General features: G+C 29.5%; 14 protein-coding genes. 6 read left to right on the plus strand and 8 right to left on the minus strand.

The genetic code is table 4. From position 1 onward, the window contains the following. Positions 1–35: 35 nt before the first annotated feature. Positions 36–2051, plus strand: coding sequence for a lipoprotein 17-related variable surface protein (locus ACNF36_RS00065; RefSeq protein ID WP_418303290.1), 2016 nt, complete (start codon positions 36–38; stop codon positions 2049–2051). 92 nt (positions 2052–2143) lie between these two features. Here the strand turns inward: ACNF36_RS00065 and ACNF36_RS00070 are convergent, their stop codons facing one another. The 7 genes from ACNF36_RS00070 to uvrB all read right to left on the minus strand — a co-directional run bounded on the left by ACNF36_RS00070 (position 2144) and on the right by uvrB (position 13856). Then, positions 2144–4078, minus strand: coding sequence for an ABC transporter ATP-binding protein (locus ACNF36_RS00070; protein WP_418303291.1), 1935 nt, complete (start codon positions 4076–4078; stop codon positions 2144–2146). Further along, positions 4071–5864, minus strand: a complete 1794-nt coding sequence (locus ACNF36_RS00075; RefSeq protein ID WP_418303292.1) for an ABC transporter ATP-binding protein — start codon at positions 5862–5864, stop codon at positions 4071–4073. The genes ACNF36_RS00070 and ACNF36_RS00075 overlap by 8 nt, the downstream gene beginning before the upstream one ends. 27 nt (positions 5865–5891) lie before the next feature. Continuing rightward, positions 5892–6809 (minus strand): NAD(P)/FAD-dependent oxidoreductase, encoded by a 918-nt coding sequence (locus ACNF36_RS00080; protein ID WP_418303293.1) that lies wholly within the window; start codon positions 6807–6809, stop codon positions 5892–5894. Positions 6810–7023: 214 nt separating this feature from the next. Next, a complete protein-coding gene (gene lgt / locus ACNF36_RS00085; protein ID WP_418303294.1) occupies positions 7024–8010 on the minus strand; it encodes a prolipoprotein diacylglyceryl transferase in 987 nt (328 codons plus the stop codon). After that, on the minus strand, positions 8003–8941 hold the full coding sequence (gene hprK, locus ACNF36_RS00090; protein WP_323176713.1) for an HPr(Ser) kinase/phosphatase: 939 nt from the start codon (positions 8939–8941) through the stop codon (positions 8003–8005). The genes lgt and hprK overlap by 8 nt, the downstream gene beginning before the upstream one ends. A 63-nt stretch (positions 8942–9004) precedes the next feature. Then, positions 9005–11845, minus strand: a complete 2841-nt coding sequence (uvrA, locus tag ACNF36_RS00095) for an excinuclease ABC subunit UvrA (RefSeq protein ID WP_418303295.1) — start codon at positions 11843–11845, stop codon at positions 9005–9007. Positions 11846–11858: 13 nt separating this feature from the next. Then, positions 11859–13856: an excinuclease ABC subunit UvrB gene (gene uvrB, locus ACNF36_RS00100; protein WP_418303296.1), complete on the minus strand. Its 1998-nt coding sequence runs from the start codon at positions 13854–13856 to the stop codon at positions 11859–11861. A gap of 125 nt (positions 13857–13981) precedes the next feature. Here uvrB and ACNF36_RS00105 point away from each other — a divergent pair, with 125 nt between their 5' ends. Then, the gene (locus ACNF36_RS00105) at positions 13982–14539 is read left to right on the plus strand and encodes a hypothetical protein (protein WP_418303297.1); all 558 of its coding nucleotides are present in this window, start codon (positions 13982–13984) and stop codon (positions 14537–14539) included. A gap of 80 nt (positions 14540–14619) precedes the next feature. Further along, the gene (locus tag ACNF36_RS00110) at positions 14620–15012 is read left to right on the plus strand and encodes a hypothetical protein (protein WP_257089038.1); all 393 of its coding nucleotides are present in this window, start codon (positions 14620–14622) and stop codon (positions 15010–15012) included. An 86-nt stretch (positions 15013–15098) separates the two neighbouring features. Here ACNF36_RS00110 and ACNF36_RS00115 read toward each other — a convergent pair whose 3' ends face one another. Beyond that, positions 15099–17687 (minus strand): DNA topoisomerase (ATP-hydrolyzing), encoded by a 2589-nt coding sequence (locus ACNF36_RS00115; protein ID WP_418303298.1) that lies wholly within the window; start codon positions 17685–17687, stop codon positions 15099–15101. A 571-nt stretch (positions 17688–18258) separates the two neighbouring features. On the opposite strand from ACNF36_RS00115, the gene dnaX reads away from it, so the two are divergent. Genes dnaX through ACNF36_RS00130 form a run of 3 tightly spaced genes read left to right on the plus strand, consistent with a single transcriptional unit; the run spans position 18259 to position 21604 of the window. Then, positions 18259–20721, plus strand: coding sequence for a DNA polymerase III subunit gamma/tau (gene dnaX, locus ACNF36_RS00120; protein ID WP_418303299.1), 2463 nt, complete (start codon positions 18259–18261; stop codon positions 20719–20721). Positions 20722–20729: 8 nt separating this feature from the next. Further along, entirely contained in the window at positions 20730–21014 is a 285-nt protein-coding gene (locus tag ACNF36_RS00125; RefSeq protein WP_257089044.1) for a YbaB/EbfC family nucleoid-associated protein, read from the plus strand. A 5-nt stretch (positions 21015–21019) separates the two neighbouring features. Further along, positions 21020–21604 carry a toprim domain-containing protein gene (locus ACNF36_RS00130; protein WP_418303300.1) on the plus strand — a complete coding sequence of 195 codons (585 nt, stop codon included), beginning with the start codon at positions 21020–21022 and terminating at the stop codon, positions 21602–21604. Positions 21605–21607: the final 3 nt, after the last annotated feature.

Below are 21607 nucleotides of genomic sequence, written 5' to 3' on the forward strand. Positions count from 1 at the left end.
TTGACATATTACTTTAAAAGTTGTATTATTTAATTATGAAACAAAAAAGATTAATAAAAAATTTAAAAAATTTATTTATATTATCAAGCGCACCTTTAACTGCTCTTGTTGCAACCAGCGCAGGTTGTGCAGCAGCACCAAGCTATACAAAAAATCCATTAGCAAAGACTAATGTTACATATAATGTTGTTAATAGTTATGTAAAACCATCTGTTATAAACACAGAAAATCTTAGTCAATATGTAACTATTAATCCATCAACAGATGAGCTTGTAATTTATAAAACTATTTCAGTTTCACAAACTGACGATGATAAAGGAACATTAAAAATCACTGTTTTACTTGAATCAAAAGAAGATAGTAAACTTACATATTCAAAAGAAATTTTAATTAAAGGTTTTCTTAAAAATATTAAAGCTCAGCCACTTAATCCAAGATATCAACAATTCTTTAACGAGATTATTGATTCAGCTGAAAACTCAGTTCCAACTGTGTTTATGTCTAGAAATGCAGCTCAATATTTCAACTCTGCATTTATGTTAATGTTAGGTGAATTAAACTACAAAAATAGAAATCAAGATTCACTTAATGATGTACTATTTTTAATAGACAATTCAGTTTATGATAAGGCAAACACAGGGACTCAAAGATTTAATTTTGACTATTTATTGCAAAAATATGGAGACGTTTTACAAACACCAGGTCAATACAACATTGGTAATGGTAAATTAATGGTTGCATCACAATTAAAAGATATGAATCCATCATTAAATGATGATGCTAACGAAAAATACAATGTATTTCCGAGAACATTAAAAGAATTATTAACTTACCTAAAACCATATAAAGATGCAGGTGTAAATAAATTCGACTTCTACATTCCGGACATTTCATTCCCATCATTACCAGCAGAAGTTAGAAATTATGTTCTAGAACACGCTAATAAAATAGTACTTTTATCAGATGGAAATGCACAACCTTATAAATTTGTTGAGACTTCATATCAAAGTTGAGCTAACAGAACTTCAAGCAATCTTTCAAAAGATGAAATCGCAGCTTCATTTGAAGAAATGCAAAGAACTCAAAAACAAACAATTGACTATAGATACTACTTCCAATTAACAGACAAAGTTAAACTTTACAACTTTGATGGTTCATACATTGAATATTTCAACAAGGAACTTAGAACTTTAGACAAGGCTAATTTATCATTATCAATCAAAGATTATCCAACTGATTATTCACAAGTTTTCAAAAATGATAAATTAGAAATGGAAAAAGCAATTACTGAATATGAAAAACTAAATAGATTAGAGGTTCGTAATGCTCTCGACTTTGTAATTCATGGAAAAGAACATTATGATTCATCTAAGAAGAACTTAGTATTTATGGGTTCATCATTATTTAGAAAATACGAAACAAAAGTTGAAACTGATCCATTATATGGAAAATGAAGAATTAAAGAACTTACTGAAAATAGAGAAGAAATTATAAGTTTCATTAATGCTATAAAAATTAAATATCCTGAATCTGAATACAACTATATGTATAAAATGCACCCAGTTTATTCAAAAGATGAATCAATCGAGTACATTAGAACATTATTTGGAGATAACAATAAAGCAATTATTCTTGACTCTTCAGTTTCTTGAGAAAACATTATCGCAGTTGATCACTCTAAAGCTGATTATGGTAAGTCAGTATTCTTCAACCAGACATTTAACAACGATTCTAAAACACATATCTTCGGAATTCAAGCTTCATCAACCGTTCTATTATCAACACTTGCATTTGTTAGATCAGCTTACAACTTATCATTAGAACAAGCTAAAGCATTTGTTGATCCTGAAGATTTTGCAATTCCTACTACATTCCACATTATTAAAAGAGATCAAGTTAAACCAAAAAATGGTTTCTATGATACAAATATTAAAGAACTTGATCAAGTTTACAAATACTTCATTCCATCTAAAACATTCTTTGAATTATCAGAATTCAAATCAATACCTGATTTTGTAGCTAAATGAACCAAAATCAAAGAAGCTAAATAATACTTATTTCACTTGCACATAGACACTTTAGTAATTACTAAGGTGTTTTTTTATATAAAAAAGAATAGCTATTTAAGCTATTCTGATTTGTGTTAATCAAGTTCAATTTTACCTGTGTAAAGTTGGTGATAGATACCGTGTAATTTGATAAGCTCATCGTGAGAACCAACTTCTTTAATTTGTCCTTGATCCATAACAACGATTTTATCTACATCTCTAATTGTGCTTAAGCGGTGTGCTATAACAAATGAAGTTTTATTTTTCATAAGTTCATACATAGCCTCTTGGATTTCTCTTTCAGTTTCTGTATCAATTGTTGAAGTAGCTTCATCAAGAACTAATATCATTGGATCTAACATACTTGTTCTAGCAATTGAAAGAAGTTGTTTTTGCCCTTGTGAAAGTGATTCTCCTGCATTTTCTAAGATAGTATTAAACCCATCTTCAGTTTGTTTAATGAATCTAGTTGCATTAGCAATTTTTGCAGCTTCTTTAATATCTTTAAGTGTTGCATCAGGAACACCATAAGCAATGTTGTCAGCTATTGATTTAGTAAATAATGAAATTTCTTGAAGAACATATCCAAGTGATTTACGTAATGAAGATTTTTTAATTAGTCTAATATCAATTCCATCAAGTTTAATTGAACCTCCAAATACATCATAAAATCTATTAATTAAGTTTGTAATTGTAGTTTTTCCAGCACCAGTCGCACCCACAAACGCTACTCTTTCACCTGGTTTAATATGTAAATCGAAATCTTTGATAATAGGTTGTCCTTCAACATAACCTGCATAAACGTGATTGAAATCAAACTTACCATTAATTCTTTTAATTAAGCATCCCATTGAACCCATTGGTATTTTGAAATAGTATCTTGATGGTTCGCTTAAGAATTTTTCTTTATCATAAGAATTAAATCAAATAATGTTTGATTTAGGTAAATCTGAATGATTGATAATTTCGATTGAACCTTTATCAACTTCCGATAAATTGTCCATTGCATTAAACACACGTCTTGCACCTGCTGCAGCCATTGCAAGTGTATTGAACTCTTGAACAATTTGAGAAATTGGTAATGAAAAGTTTCTTGCATATTGTAAGAAAGCAACAATAACTCCTGCACTGATTGCGACATCTAATGAACCAACTTTACCACCGTTAAGGTAAATAAATCCAGAAATAATAGCAATAATTGCATAATTAATATTTCCAATATTCATAAATACAGGGAATAAAACAGTTACATAAGCTTTTGATTTGTAGTCAGCTTCATAGAACTCTTTATTTCTCTTTTGCATATCTTCAAATGAAGCTTCTTGATGATTAAAGACCTTAATAACCTTAACACCATTAATCATCTCATTTATAAATCCATTAATAATACCTAGACGTTTTTGTCTTAATGTAAAGAATTTACTTGATTTCCTTGCATAAACAGATGATAAGAACATAGTTGTTCCTACAAGTGCGAATACTATTAATGATAAAAATCAGCTGTAGTAAAGCATAAACACTGTTGTCACAATAAGTGTTGCTAAACTTGAAAATATTGTTGGTACAGTTTGCATTATGAATTGCTTAAGCACATCAACATCATTAACAAACAATGACATTAAGTCACCTTTAAGTTTCTTGTCAAAGTAGCTTATTGGTAATGTTTGCATTTTTGCATATAAGCTATCACGTAAGTTTTTAATAGTTGTATGTGTTAAAAATACTGCTAATCTTGTTGCTATAAATTCAAAAAGCACACCTGATAAAAATAAACTAACTAAGATAATGATTGAAAGGTTGAATCCATTTCAATCAAATTCAGTGAAACCTGATTGAAAAAATGGAACTAAGAATTTGTTGAATAGCACTAACCCTAAATAAGATTGACCCAAAACATTTACTACTGATGAAATAACGAAACCGAAAATAATGAGCATAAAATATCATTTATTTGTAGCTCAGATAAGTGCAATAACTCTTTTAAGAGCACCTTTAGCTTCTGAGCTTTTTATAGTTTTTCTTTTATTCATCACTACCTCTATTTTGTGTTTCATATAAATGTCTGTAGTATTCGTTTGATTTTAAAAGTTCTTCGTGCTTACCAATTCCTGAAATTTCACCATCATTAATAATTACAATCTTATTTGCGTGCTGAATTGATGAAATTCTTTGCGCAATAATGATTTTAGTTACATCTCCTAATTCATATTTAAGTGATTGCTGGATTTTCTTATCGGTATTATTATCGACTGCACTAGTTGAGTCATCTAAGATAAGAATTTTTGACTTTTTAAGTATAGATCTCGCTATTGAAAGACGTTGTTTTTGCCCACCTGAAAAGTTGTTTCCTGATTCTTCTACTCAAGTGCTCAAGCCATCTTTATCAAAAACAAAGTCATAAGCCGATGCTTTTTTAAGTGCTTCAATTATTTCTTCATCAGTTGCTTCTTCATTTCCTCAACGCATATTTTCGCCAACTGTTCCTGTGAATAAAACATTCTTTTGAAGCACTATAGAAACTTGATTTCTGAGCGCTTCAATATTGTAATCTTTAACATTAACTCCACCAACTAAAACTTCTCCATTAGTTACATCATATAACCTTGGTATAAGTGAAATAAGTGAAGATTTACCAGCTCCTGTTTTTCCTAAAATACCAACAGTTTCACCTGGTTCAATTGTTAAATTAATATTATTTAAGTTATTTAATTCAGCGTGTTCTTTATATTTTAAAGACACATTTCTAAATTCAATTTTTCCACTAGCAACTTCTGTTAACCCATCTTCTTTTTGAACTAAAATTGGTTTTTCTTCAATAAGTTCCCTAATTCTTTTAGCAGACGCCTTAGCAGAAGTTACATTAATAACACCTACAGAGAATAAAATGAAGTTAACTAAGACTTGAAACATATAACCAATGAAAGAGGTTAATGTACCAAAATCCATTGTTGCATTTTGCTTATTCACAACAATATCTTTTGTAGCAACTGCAATAAATGAAACTAAACAAACATAAATAAGTAACCCAAATAAAGCTCTGTTTGAGTTAATTCATTTTTCAGTCATTATAGAAATTTTTCTAACTAATGCTGATGAGTTCTTAATATCAATCAATTCATCGTGTTCTTTAACGAATGATTTAATTGTTCTAATTGCATTTAAGTTTTCACCAATTTTTGTGTTTAAGCCATCATAAGCTTTAAGCATTAAATGATATCTTCTATAAACCATAAACATTACAAAACCGATAAATATAGCTAACACAACCATAATAGCAAGCAAAATTGATGCTAATATAGGTGCTATTGTAAATGCAATAGAAATAGCAACCAAAATCATAATTGGTGCCCTAAGCATCATTCTAATGATGTTTAAATAAGCATTCTGAATGGAAATAATATCGGTTGTTAGTCTTGTTATAAGTGTACCATTTGAGTAGTTATCTAAGTTCTTAAATGATAATCTCATTAAATTTTTATAAGCATATGCTCTAGCATTATAACCTAGTCCTGCAGCTGCTTTGGATGCGAAAATTCCACTAAGTGCACCAAAAGCAAGTGATGCCAAAGCAAGCGCAATAATAACAAGTGAATATTTTAAAATACCATTTCACGCTTCGTTTTGTAATGCTGCAAATGCTAACTTTTGAATCCCATTATCCATTAATTTCTTAACAGCTAATGGAATAAGCACTTGTGCTACAACTTCTAAAATAGCAAATAATATAGAAAGCAATGAAGCAGTTCTATAGTTTTTCGTTAGTTCAAAGAAACTAAAATGTGTAGGAACATAATTTTTAGTTTGTGCCCTCTGCATTATCACTCCTTTCTTTTAAATTGCAAATTAACTTAAATAATCAATTATGCTTCTAGCAGCTACTGCACCATCTGATGCTGCTGTAACTATTTGACGAACTTTTGTTTGTCTAATATCACCTGCTGCATAAATTCCTGGAACATTTGTTTCCATTTTATCGTTAGTAACAATAAAACCTTTTTCATCTAGTATTCCTAAATCCTGAGCAAATCACGCAGACGATTCAAATCCTATGTAAGGGAAAAATGATGAAACTTTAAGTTCTGTTTGCTCACCATCTTTATTTTCAATAACAACTCCTTCAAGTTGTCTATCACCCAGTAACTTAACTATTTGTGAATTTTTAAACACTTTAATATTTGGTTGCTTCAATAATTCTTCAACTAAAACTTTATCAGCTTTAAAGGTTTCATCTCTGATAACTAAATTAACTTCACTAGCAATTCTAGATAAGTAAATTGATTCTTCAACAGCTGAGTTTCCATCACCTAAGACTACCGATGGATTTTTACCAAATAATGGAGCATCACAAACGACACAGTAACTAATTCCAAAGTGTTCAAATCTATCATATTCAGGTATGAAAGTTGGTCTTCTATTTATCATTCCAGTTGCAATTAAAACTGATTTAGCTTTAACAACTGAACCATCTGATAAAACAATTTCTTTATCATATTTATCTAAGTTATTAATTTTTGTAACTGTACCATAAAGATATTTAGCTCCATATTCTTTAGCATGGTCAAAGAATTCTTGAGCTAATTTTCAGCCTTCAATTTCAGATGTACCTAATCAGTTTTCAACTTTTGCAGTTGATGATAATTTACCACCAGGAGCACCCTTTTCGATAAATGCAACATTCAAGTTTGCTCTTGATGCATATAAAGCTGCATTTAATCCAGCAGGTCCTCCACCAATAATCACAAGATCATAAATTTCGTTCATAGCTTCTCTCCTTAAAAACTAATTATTTAGTTTTAAATTTTATAACTTTTTAAATCATTGTTAAATGTGAGTAGATTTTATCAAAAAATACAAATTTGCTAGTTATATAAGTGAAAAAGTAAGTTTTTGCTAATTGTGCTAAATAAATTTTAGTTTGATTAAGCATCAAAATTTGGGAAATAAAAATATATCCAATTGCTTGGATATATCTAAATTAAGCTACAGGTCTTTTAGTTCATAATTTACTAAATAAGTAGCTAAAACTTGTGATGTTTACGTGATTTAAGTAAGCTTCTTTATTTTTGTGTTCAAATACAAATTTGTATTTTTGTAATTTTCTTACATATAAATTTCCTCTTAAGAATTCAAAGTAGATAAGTGCTAATCCACCACCGATGATGAATAAGATCGCAACTACTGAATAAAGGTTATATGATTCTTCACGTAAAGGTTCCATTGCAGCACGAGTTATACCGTATCAAATTAAGTATAAAGCTCCACCTGACCCTGGTCTTAATAATCCAAAGTAGTTAACAACTCAACAAATTAAAATGTACCCAATTAAGTTTGCTAATCCTTCGTATAAGAATAATGGATATCTGTAAGCACCTTCAAGACCCATACTTGCAGTTAATGAGTCAGAAATGTACATATTTGAAGCAAAAGATTTTCCGAATACTAATACTGATGCACCTGTTCAGTCTATTTTTCCATAAACCTCGTGGTTAGCATAGTTTCCAAAACGTCCAACAAATTGCCCTACTAAAACTGCTGGAAGAATGTATCCAAATGCTTTTTTCAGATCAACATCTTTTCTCTTTGTGTATAAGTAAACTATATCAAGGAAAGCGGCTAGAACAACTCCCCCTTGAATACTTAATCCCCCTTGTCAAATTGCATATCAATGCGAGTTAGGGAATGGATTATCAGGTTGATAAATAAGTCTTTCAATAACGAACCCTAAACGAGCTCCGATAATACCAGCAGGAACTGTGATTAAAATTATCACAAATAAGATATCTATATTTCAGCCTTCTTTATATCAGAAGAAGAAAACAGTAAGAATTGATAGGATAAAACCTAACATAATCATAAATGAGTAAAGGTGCATTTGAAAGGAACCAATACTAAATAAGATTGTTGAAGTACCCTCTGCTATTGGAGAATCAGGTACTCAAGCAGGATATGCTGAATTATTCATTTTCTAATAGTGTCCTTTCATAAATTTCATCTAATACATTCATACCATCATTTCTAGCTAAGTAAGTATTAACAGCAGCTCTAATTAATGAAGCAGCTGAACCCCCTTCTTTGATTGGTATTTGCATTTTCTTAATTGAACGTCCAAAAATTGGATATTCTAAATAATCAACACCTAATCTATCGAATTCACTGTTACCATCTTGTTTAACAAGTTCGATAACAAGATCGATGATTGATGATTTGGCCACAGTTGATACTCCATAAAGTTTTTTAATATCAACTAAACCAATACCTCTGATTTCAAGAAAATTACGTGTAATTTCTGGTGATGATCCGATAAAAATGTTTCCGTTATCTTTAATCAACACAGCATCATCGCTAATTAAAACTGCACCTTGCTGAATTAATTGTAAAGCAGCTTCAGATTTACCAACTCCACTAGCTCCAGTAATAAGCACACCTGTTCCTCCAATAAGAACTAATGTTCCGTGAACTTGTGTAACTTCTCCAAAGTAGTTATTTAAATATGAACCGATGTTTGTTGATATGTAAGATGTACTCATATTAACAAGTGCAACTGGAACTTTATATTTGTTCGCTATATCTACAACTCAGTTAATCGCAGGTTTATTAAACCCTTTAGACAAAATAACAAGTGGAGGTTGCTGTGAAATAACACACTCTATAGCTTGGTAAGCTTTAGTTTTACCTATTTCAAAAAATCAAGATGATTCAGCAGTTCCTCAAGCAATAACGTTTTTGTTAATTCTGTCATTTAAATAATTAGCTGCTAATTCTAACCCTACACGTTTGATTGCAGGTTGATAAATGTCGTTATAAACCAATTCCTGATTTTCACCATTTATGATTTTTAAATCATAGAAATCAATGATTTTCTTGACATTAATTTTTTTACGTTCTTTATTCATTGAGTATTTTCCTTGAAATTTAAATTTTGTAATTTAATTTTATTAAATTAATTAAGTTTTTGATTACAAAATTTTCTTAAGAAATTGACCTGTGTAACTTCTTGGATTTACAGCAACTTGTTCAGGTGTCCCTTGAGAAACAATTTGTCCTCCGTGAACTCCTCCATCAGGTCCTAAATCGATAATGTGATCGCAAGATTTGATTACGTCTAAGTTGTGTTCGATGACAATAACTGAGTCGCCATTTTCAACAATTCTATTAAGAATATGAATTAATTTCTTAACATCGTGAGTATGTAATCCTGTTGTTGGTTCATCAAGGACATAAACTGTTTTACCCGTTGGTTTCTTTTGCAAGTAAGTTGCCAACTTAACACGTTGAGCTTCTCCACCACTTAAAGTTGTCGACATTTGTCCAAGCTTAATATAACCTAAACCTACGTCCTGTAGGATTTGAAGTTTTTCAATAATCTTATTTCTGTGCTCAAAAAATACAATCGCTTCATCAACACTCATATCTAAAACTTGAGAAATATTTTTGTTATGGTACTTTATTTCAAGTGTTTCTTTATTGTATCTTTGACCATCACATTGATCACAAGGCACAAAAACATCAGGTAAAAAGTGCATTTCAATTTTTATGAAACCATCTCCTGAACATTTTTCACATCTACCGCCAGGCACATTGAAACTGAATCTGCTTTTTGTATATCCTCTGATTCTTGATTCTTCAATGTTTTCGTAAATTTCTCTAATATCATCAAATACACCTGTGTAAGTAGCAGGGTTTGATCTTGGAGTTTTTCCAATTGGCGACTGAGAAACTGCAATAACTTTATCAATGTTATTTAAGCCTGAAATAGTTTTAAATTTAGCTTTCTTGTGATTTAAACCTTCACTAAGTCCAAGTGAATGTTGAATTCCTCTAACTAAAATTTCATTAACTAATGTACTTTTTCCCGATCCTGAAACTCCAGTCACTGCAACTAATTTACCTAGAGGAATAGTTACATCAATATTTTTAAGGTTATTTTCTCTAGCTCCATAAATAGTAACTTGTTTACCATTACCACCTCTACGTGTTGCTGGAACTTCGATTTTTCATTCACCAGATAAATATTTAGCTGTAATTGAATTTTTTGATTTTACTATTTCATCTAAAGTACCTTGAGCAACTACTGTTCCACCATTTAATCCAGCTTCTGGTCCTATATCAACAATATAGTCAGATGCAAACATTGTGTCTTCATCGTGTTCAACAACAATTAATGTGTTCCCAATATCAACCATTTTTCTAAGTGCATCAATAAGTTTTAAGTTATCCTTTTGATGTAATCCAATTGATGGTTCATCTAAAACATATAAAACACCTGTTAAATTTGAACCAATTTGAGTAGCTAATCTAATACGTTGAGCTTCTCCACCGCTTAAACTTTCAGCGCTACGGTTAAGGGTTAAATAGTCAAGACCCACATTTTTAAGGAAGCTTAATCTGTCGATTAATTCCTTTGTAATTAATGATGAAATTTGCTTGTCATTATCATTTAATGTATCAATTAATCTATTAACCGCTACAAGTGAATCTTCGATTGATAAAACAATAAAATCATAAATATTTTTATTATCTAATTTAACTGCTAATGCATATTCATTTAATCTTGAACCCTTACATACTGAACAAGTGAATGAACCCATATATTTTTTAAGGTAATCTCTTCGTCTATCTGAAGTAGTTTCATAATACATTTTTTCAATCTTAGTTAAGATACCATCAATTTCTTTTTCTCTTCTGATGATGTTATTTGATGAAGAAACTAATGTGTAAGCAATAGGTTCGTGTGAACCATATTTAATTATTTCAAGCTCCTTTTCTCATAAATCTTCAATAGGTGTGTTTTTATTTATATTGTAGTAATTTAAAAGTTGATCAAACTCTTGTCATTCAAGGTTTTGAGTGTTGACTGTATTTTGGAAATATTCAATACCACCTTCGTTAATTGATCTTCAAGGTTCAGGAACAATTGAATCAAAGTCAGCTTTAAACTCAAGACCTAAACCTTTACAGTTATCACACATTCCATATGGAGCATTGAACGAGAATAATCTTGTTTCAATTTTAGGCATATTGAAATCTTTGTAGATGCAAGAATATGTTTTTGAGAAGATAAATGTTTTATCTAAGTCAACATTTTCAACCTTAATTAATCCATCTGCATATTCAGTTGCTATTTCTAAAGCTTGTGAAATTCTATTGTAATTTTCTTCAGTTAATCTAACACGATCAATTACTAATTCTATAGTGTGCTTGTTGTTTTTGTTCAAATCAATAGGTTCATCAAGCATCATATACATACCGTTAACTTTAACTCTTAAGAAACCTTCTTTTTTAAGCTTTTCAAAGAGATTTTGGTGTGTTCCTTTTTCTCCATCAACTAATGGGGCTAAAATAACAAGCCTTGAATTAGGTTCTTGTTCATAAATTGAATTTAAAATGTCTTTAGTTGTCTGAGTTGAAATTTCAATGTTATGTGTAGGACAATATGGTTTACCAATTCTTGCGAAAAGTAATCTAAAATAATCATAAATTTCAGTAACTGTCCCAACAGTAGATCTAGGGTTATTATGAACAGTTTTTTGTTCAATCGAAATTGATGGACTTAGCCCTTCAATTTTGTCAACATCTGGTTTTTTAGTTCCTCCTAAAAACATTCTTGCATAAGATGAAAGAGAATCGACATATCTTCTTCTTCCTTCTTCATAAATTGTGTTGAATGCAAGTGAACTTTTACCACTACCACTAAGACCTGTAAATACAATTAACTTATTTTTAGGTAAAGTTAAATCAATATTCTTAAGGTTATTTTCTCTAGCTCCTTGAATAATTAATAAATTTTCTTTACTCATTCAATACTCCTTTCTATTTTGTTTCTTGTAATTCTAATAATATATTTCTAAGCTCAATAGCTCTTTCATAATCAAGCTCTTTTGCAGCTTGATTCATTTGATTTCTAATATCATCAATAATTTCTTGCTTAGCTTTCTTATCGATTTTGTCGCCCGATTTAGTTTTGTTTTGTTTAGCTAAAATAGCTTCAACAGCATTTGTAATATCGTGACCGTGAATTGGTTCACTTATAGGTTTTATAATTGTTCTAGGTACAATTCCATGTTTTTCATTGTAAGCAAGCTGAATACGTCTTTTTTCTTCGTTATCATCCATACAAATTTTCATAGCTTCGGTGATTCTATCAGCATAGAAAACTGCTTTACCATTTGCATTACGAGCTGCACGGCCTGTGATCTGAATTAAACTTCTTGAATTACGCATAAAACCAGCTACATCAGCATCTAAAACTAGCACTCTAGAAACTTCAGGTATATCGATACCTTCACGTAAAAGATTAATTCCGACAATAACTTCGTAAATACCTTTTCTAAGCTTTCTAATAATTTCATTTCTTACAAAAGTGTTATGTTCTGAGTGAATGTAAGCAGCTTTAATTCCGTGCTCAATTAAGTAAGTTGACAATTCTTCAGCACTTCTTTTTGTCACTGTTAAAATGATTGTTTTTTCACCAGTTTCTCTTTGTTTTATTATGGTGTCATAGATGTCTTCAATTTGATTTTGCTTTGGTTTGATAATAATTTCAGGATCAACTAATCCAGTTGGACGAACATAAAGTTTTGAAATATTACTTGGTTCAGTTTTTTCAAGTTCGTAATCACCTGGTGTTGCTGAAATGTAAATTCTAGGAAACTTAAATTCAGTTTCTCATTCATTAAACATTAAAGGTCTGTTATCAAAAGCAGATGGTAATCTAAAACCATAATCAACAAGTTTTTCTTTTCTTGATCTATCCCCTTTATACATTGCTCCTAATTGTGGAATAAACATATGTGACTCATCAATTAGCATTAATGAATCTTCAGGGAAGTAATCTAAAATTGTGTATGGTCTTTGACCAAAAGTTCTACCATCAAGGTACATTGAGTAATTTTCTATACCTTTGCAAGTGCCAAATTCTTTCATATCATCAATATCATTTTTGACTCTTTGAGATAATCTTGCAGACTCAAGTATTTTCTGTTCTTTAACAAACTTCGCAATTGATTGCGCTAATTCTTCTTCAATTTTTGGAATTATCCTATCAAAAACAGTTTTATCTGTAGCATATTCATCACCAGGTGAAAGTACATAGATATTATGTTTTTTAGAGACTTCTTTTGTAAGTGGATCTATTGTTGCAATATCTTCAATTCCATCTCCAAAGAATGAAATCCTAATTGCATGATTTTCAGAATCAGCAGGTCTAACAATCACCGTGTCACCTTTAACTGTGAAATCTCCAGGAGACTGGTCTATATCATTTCTGTCATATTTAATTTTGATAAGTTGTGTGATAAAGTTATTCAACCCAATTTCTTGACCTTTGTAAAATCTAAAGAATGAATCTTTATAAACTTCAGGAGAAAGTGCTCCATAAATAGCTGAAACACTGGCCACAACAATTACATCTTTTCGTGTAATTAATGAATTAATTGCACTCATTCTTAAGATTTCAATTTGCTCATTAGTTTTAGAATCCTTTTCGATATAAACATCAGTACTTGGTTCATAAGCTTCAGGTCTGAAATAGTCAAAGTAACTAATGTAATATTCAACTGCATTATTAGGAAAAAACGACTTTAGCTCACTATATAACTGACTGGCTAAAGTCTTATTATGAGACAAAATAATAGTAGGTCTATTAACCTCTTTAATAACATTTGCAATTGTAAAAGTTTTTCCTGAGCCTGTTACTCCTAAAAGAACTTGGTCATTAATTCCTTTTTTAACACCCTCTGCTAATTCTTTAATTGCTTTAGGTTGGTCGCCTTGTGGTTTATAGTCTGCTTTTAAATCGAATATACTCATGATTAATATATTATATATGTTAATTTTTAGCATAATATTCTTTTAAAAATGACTAAAAAGTCTATTTTTTAGACTTAAAATCTGATAAATCTTTATAATTAAATTTATTAACTAACAGGAGAGATGTGAAAAAGAAAATTAATAAGAAAACCTTAATATGAATAATTTGAGCATCATTTTTAATGATCTGTGGGTTAGGTGTGACTATAGCAAGAATCGTTATTACTGTGCAAAATTCAAATAGACACTACGAAATACCTAAAAGAGAAGTCAAAATTAATTTTTTATACAAAAATGAAATTGTTTACTCCTATATGCATTCAATAGATGCTGATGAATATATTCAATTTTTTGAAGTAGATGATGAGAATTTACCTGAAGAATATAAGACAGGTGAATATGAATATAACAAAAGCACTTATGCTCTAGATGATACAGAAACTATAAATATAACTATCACCAAAAAACGTGCTCCTGTTACTATGATCCCATACACATTTGAATTTGTGAATGATAATGATGAAGTTATTTTCACAAATACAACTAACTTGCCTGATTACTATTACTACTATGACGTGGCTAAATTAGTTCCAGAAGGTTACAAAATGACTGCTGAATCAACAAGAATCGATATTAACAAATCACAAACAACCTACAAAATAACTGTTATTCCATCAAATTAGTTAAACGCACTCAAATAATATATAATTAATATGATATATTGTTAAAATATAACGAGGATAAAAAGGAAACATCAGTTATTATGAACAAACAACAAAGCAATTTATCTAAACCTATTTTAGCTTTATCAATTGTAAACCTTTTATTATGCATAGTTTTTGCAGTTGTTATTTTCTTATTCTCTGTAGCAGTTGCTGGTGTGTCTGCAACAATAACAGATTCAGGTGATGGAACTTATGAAAAAGACTATTCTGATGTTGCAGCATTCATGGTATTATACTTTATAGTTTTTGGTATTCTTGGATTTATATCTTTTGCAACAGGACTTACAGGATTTATTCTTGTAATCATAGGAGCTATAAGAGTTTCATCACAAAATACAGCTGTAATGGTACTTTACATAATTTCTATTTTCTTAGGACCATTATTCTCAATGATTGGTGCAATAATTGCTTTAAAGAATAAAATTGTTTAGATGAATTAGTAATTGAATAGCTAAAAAATAGCTATTCTTTTTTTAATCAAATTTTGCAAATAAAAAAATATCCCATTGCTGAGATATTATTTCTTTGTACTCTTAGTTAATTCATCAATACGTTTTAAAATGTCATCTAAACTTTTCGAAACATTAGAAACAACAGCATCTGTTTTTTCTAATAGATCTTTTTCTTTTTTCACTTGCTCTTGACTGAATAAGTTTTGCGCAATTGCATAATCCTTATCAAAATATTTAACATTAAATGACATTTTGTAAATACTTGGAACATCTATATTGTAAACTCTTGCACTATCGTTTGAAACACCATATGATTTAAGAGATTCAATAATTGTGTGCTCAAAATCATCTTTAATGTAGATAACTGATTCATCATTGATTGGTTCACAAACGTATGGAATAAACTTCTTATTATCTTTTAATAAAGGTTTACCTTTAATATTTTTAGGTACAGATGGTAATTTAGATGAATTAATTTTAATAATTTGACCATTTGTTGATAAGATACCAACCATTTGATCTGATTTAACACAAGTAAATGTAGCAATCTTATCATCAAGTGATAAGTAAACTCCTTTATTTCCTTTAGCTTTAGTTCCAAATTGTGGCAATTCAGTTTCAGAATACTTAGTTACATTACCTTTTTCAGTAATTATGATTGCATTAGTTGTTCCATCTGTCATAACAGCATTAACAACTGCATCTGTTTTTTCAATGTTAATAGCCTTGTAAATTTTATTAACCCTTGAAACTTCAAAATCTTTAAGCACTGTTTTCTTAACATATCCATCTTTTGTTGCTAGAGCAATGTAAGATAAAATATTTCAATCTGAAATCTCAAACACTCCCACAATTTCATCCATCACACGGATATCTACATAAGCAGATAAGTGAGTCCCATTGTCTTTTCATTTATCTTCTGGAATTTTGTAAGCAGGGAACACGATGTAATTACCTTGAGCTGTAATGAAAATTAAGTTGTGTAATGAATTTACTTTTCCGAAAAAAACTAAATAGTCATCATCTTTAAGTCCATAATTTTCAATCTTGTTACTATCAAGAACTTTTTGTGAAAATCTCTTGATGTATCCTGCTCTTGAAACTCCTATGTTAAGAATTTCTTCTTTTACTAAATCAGTTTGGTCATAGCTAAAGTCATATTCTTGATCTTCGATTTGAGTTTTTCTTGGAGTTCCAAATTTAACTTTAATTTCCATTAATTGTTCAATAATGTACTGATCAAACGCTTTTGGATCAATAAGCAATTTAGAAATTTTCTTAATGTCTTTTTCTAATTGTAATTTTTCATTTAAGTAGGCCTGCTTATCTGTTTTAGATAAACGGTAAAGTCTCATTTCAGCAATAGCTGTTGCTTGATTTTGTATAAATCCAAACTCTTTAATTAAGTTTTGAATAACACCAGCTTTAGAACCTTCTGATCTTCTAATAACCGCAATAACTTCATCTGAAATTTCTGAAACCTTAATAAATCCTTCTACAAGCTCTAAACGCAATTTAAGTTTTTCTAAATCGTATGTTAAAGTCTTAACTTTAATATCTTTAACGTGAGCTACGTAAGCATCTAGAAGCCCAATTACACCAAGTGTAACAGGCTCATTTTTAAGGATGCAAGTATTGTTGTATGTGTAAATAACCTGCATATTTGTTTTTTGAAGTAAGTAATTTAAAATACTACGTTCATTAGCATTTTTATTTAAAGTAATTAAAATGCTAATTCCATCTCTATCTGATTGATCCTTAATTTCTGTAATTCCATCAATTAACTTATCTTTAATAATTTTGTCAATCTCATAAACTAATTTCGACTTCACTACACCATAAGGAATTTCTGTGATTTCAATATATTTATGTTTTTCATCTTCAGAAGTTGTGTATTTAGAAAACAATCTGATTTTGTTTTTTGTATTGTTTCCAAATTCAAGTGCTTCTAAGATACCTTTGTTTCCTTTGATTACACCACCTGTTGGAAAATCAGGACCCTTAACAATTTTTGAAATTTCATCAAAATGTGAAAATGGATTTGTAATTCTGTAGATAGCTCCATCAATAATTTCATTTAAGTTGTGTGGGGGCATTTCAGTTGCCATACCTACAGCAATACCTGAAGCACCATTAACAAGTAAGTTAGGGAATAATGATGGTAAAACTATTGGTTCAATTTCTGAATCATCAAAGTTAGGAGCAAACTTAACTGGATTTTTCTTAATTTCACCTAAAACATATTCAGCAATAGGTGACATTCTAACCTCTGTATAACGCATAGCGGCAGCAGGGTCGTTATCAATAGAACCAACATTACCGTGCATATCAAGTAATGGGTGATTAATTTTTCATCATTGAGACATATTAACCATAGCTTCATAAACTGACGAATCACCGTGTGGGTGATATTTACCAATTACATCTCCTACAACACGAGCTGACTTTTTATATGGTTTATCGTGAGTTAAACCAAGTCCCAACATAGAATATAAAATTCTACGTTGAACTGGTTTCAGACCATCACGTGCTTCTGGAATAGCTCTGTTTTGAATAACGTATTTTGAATATCTACCAAAACGGTCATCCATAATCTTATCTAATGACTGTCTGATAATTTTGTCTGCAATTTTCTGTTCTAAGTTTTTTTTCATACTTACTCCTACTTAAATGCTTGTTAATTAAAATTATAATTTATTATATAGATGCTAATTGCAATTTTTAAAGTATATTCGTAAGTATTGAAATAAAAATTTGTAAGTTTAAAAAATATGAATGATTTAAGACTTTTTATAGTAAAATAACATAAGAAAAATAGCATGTATTTTTGCAAAAATATATATGCACAATTCATAAAAATTATCATTATAAAAATAGTTTAAATAAAGGATAAAAATGCGTAAAGTAGTTAGATTAAAAAACAAATTACGTGCTGAAGCTCGTGCTAAAAAACTTGCAAAAGAACGTGCAAGAGACGCTAGAAGAGCTGCTAGAAGCGCTGAATAATCAAGGCCTTTCGGTCTTTTTTTATGCTTATTTACTAAATTAAGCTTTTTCAACTTTTATTCCTAGCACATAGGCATAAAAGTTTTTTATTCTCTCTTTGTGTAATCTGACAAGTTTTTTAAAACTTTTAAAAAACTATATGTTTTTTATTAGTATAATAATTAAAATAAAGATTTTATTTTTTATGTCAATTTCAAATTTTAAGAAGGGTAATTAAACATGGAATATAAAGCATTGTATAGAAAATATCGTCCAAAAACATTTGATGATGTTATAGGCCAAGAGCACATAATTTTATCTTTAAAAAATATTTTAAAGACTAACAAAATATCACATGCTTATTTATTTTCAGGTCCAAAAGGAACTGGTAAAACATCGATTGCAAAAATATTTGCAATGATGTTAAATTGTGTTCATAAAGATCCTGCTGATGTTCTTAATCCATGCGAAATTTGCTTAAGTAATTTAAACAACAATATTGACATAATCGAAATGGATGCTGCATCAAATAATGGTGTTGATGAAATTAGAGATCTTAAGGAAAAAATTGAGCAAACGCCTATGAATGGTAAATACAAAATTTACATCATAGATGAGGTTCATATGCTTACAAAAAGTGCTTTTAATGCATTATTAAAAACACTTGAAGAACCACCTAAACACGCTATTTTCATTTTAGCAACAACAGACTTACATAAAATTCCTTTAACAATTAGATCAAGAGTTCAAAACTTTGTGTTCCATAGAATGAATGATGAGAATATCATCAAACAACTTTCAAAAGTTTTTAACCAAGAACATATAAAATATGATACTCAAGCTCTTAAACTCATCGCAAGATTATCTAGTGGTGGTATGAGGGATGCACTTACAATTGCTGACCAAGTTAGTATGTTGCATTCAGGCATCATAAGTGCTGAATCAATTTATCAAAACTTCGGTGTTTTATCATCAGAGCAAATTGTTAAAATCTTCCAATTAATTTCTATTAACAATGGAACTAAATTAATTTCATTATTAAATGATTTTCAAAACAATGGAGTTGAACCTCAGCAATTCGTTTTAAGTTTAGTTAACTTCTTAAAAGAAAAGATAATATTATCTAAAACAAATAATGCAAGTTTATTAAGTTGATTTGAACCTGAAGAGTTATCATCAGTTCACTTAGATAATAAAATTTGTTTTGAATTAACTGACATATTCTATGATATGTTAATTAAAGTTAACAAAAGCGAATATCCATTTGAAATTATTCAATTAGGTGTTTTAAAAGCTTTAAATGCTATCAATCCTAATTTACAAGAAGATTCAGATGAAACTTATGTTGCACCTGTATTTATCAAACCTGTGTTTAACAAAGAAAATCACAAAACTTCAACTAATAATGTTTTCAGAGAAACTAAAGAAATTATTGAAGAAGAATTAACTTCTAATGAACCTCAAACTAATATTTCAATGGAAGTTGATAAAAATGAAAACACTATTCTCCAAGACATAAAAGTTGAAAAAATTGAAGATGATGGTTTCATAGATAACTCATTTTTAAGTGAAAAAATAGAAGAAGAAGAAGTTGAGGAAGATAAATTTGTTTTAACAACTGAAAACATTTTTTCAGTTATATCCGGTAACTTTGATATTGAAATAAATCAGGTAAATCAGGAGTCCTCACAAACACAAACAGAGGAAATTAAAAAAGAAACTGAAGAAGAAGTTAAACAAGAAACAAAACAATCAGATAATCATTTAGCTGATGCATTAATAATCCCTGAAATTGAACCTGTTGGGAATGGATTAGCTGATGAATTTACACCTTACCAACAAGACAACGTACCTACTGAAGCTCAAGAAGAAAAAAACATCTTACTTGAATCTTTAGAAATTAATAAAGCACTTACAAAGGAAATTTCTGATCAAGTTAATAAAACAAATGAATTTATTATCCAAAAACACGAATTGTCAAGTGATTTTGATGATGTTAATGATGATATTATCCAATTGCAGTCAGATACATCAACAAATAAAATATTAATTAACACTCGTGAAGTAGAAGTTTCTAAGTTTGAAGAAACAATGGAATTTGTAGAGGAAGTTCAAAAAGAAATTCAGGAAGAAATAAAAGAAGAAGAAAAAATCCTAGAATCTGAAGAAATTTCAACAAATGATGAACCTATACAAATTAGTGAACCACAAGAAGTTAATGTTTTCGAATATATCTACAACACTATTTGATCTAAACAAGATCCATCACGTGATAAAGCAGTTCAATTCCAAAGATCAATTAATCAAGATTTAGCAATAATCACTCAAAACAAACCTGAGTTTTCTGAGATTGCTGAATTGTTTGAAGATTCATCAATTATGGCTGCTTCAGAATATTTCATTAACATTTACAATAAAGATACTGCTAAAGTTAATAAGCTAAAAGAGCTTGCTAACACACCTAAAATGCAAGAATTTGTTAAATATGTTTTTGATAACAAAAACAAATATATTTATCCAGTTGATTCAGCAGCTCTTGCTAAAATTAGAGAAACAATTGGACAAAATAAAGACATCCAAATTGCAGATTATAAACCTAAAAAATGAGAAGATGAGTTTGCACAAAACACTTTAACTGACTTAACTCAAATTGGTAAATTATTATTAGGTGATGATGAAGAATTAGAAATCGAATATGAATAGAGGTTATTATGAATAATGATTTTTTAAGAAGAATTAAAAATATGCAAAAAGAATTAGAAACAAAACAAAAAGAATTAGATGAAAAAACATTCACAGTTTCTAAACAAGGTATTGAAGTAGTTCTTAAAGGAGATATGTCAATCGTTTCAATTGAAATTGATGAATTATTAATTGACCCTGAAGATAAAGACATTCTTCAAGACTTAATTACAATAGCAATCAATGAAGGTATTGATTTAATCAAAGAAGAGCAAGATAAATTAGCTCCATCAATGCCTGGAATGCCATTTTAATAAGAATGTTTAATACAGAACAAATTAACAAATTTTTAGAAGTTATCAGGCAAATTCCTGGTATTTCTAAAAAACAAGCTGAAAAAATTGTTTATTGAATATTAGAAGCTGAAAAAGAGCAAGTGCAACAAGTTGCGCAAGCTTTTATCGATGTAAAAGAAAAAACAACATTTTGTCCTATTTGTTCACAAGTTATTGAAAACAATTATTGCAGTATTTGTGACAATAGCTCAAGAGATAGCACCTTGTTAATTGTGGAAAACAGACAAGTTATGCAAAAAATTGAAGATGCTAATATTTACAATGGTAAGTATTATGTGTTTTCACATCTAATTATCAATGAATATGAGGAGCAAAAGTATCAAAAAGAAATTCAAAAACTTTTAGATTATGCTCAAAAATTTGATGAAATTATTTTAGGGATTTCTCCAAGCATAAAAGGTGAGGTAACTAATGAATTTCTTAAGGAGAAACTTACTAAACAGAATTTAAAAGTAACAAGATTAGCCATCGGTTTACCAGTAGGTTCATCAGTTGACTACATTGATGCTATCACTTTAAAATTCTCACTTATAAATAGACAAAAATAAATT

Origin of the sequence: Mycoplasma sp. 4463, from assembly GCF_048381515.1 — a bacterium.
Classification (GTDB): Bacteria; Bacillota_I; Bacilli_A; order Mycoplasmatales; family Metamycoplasmataceae; genus Mycoplasmopsis.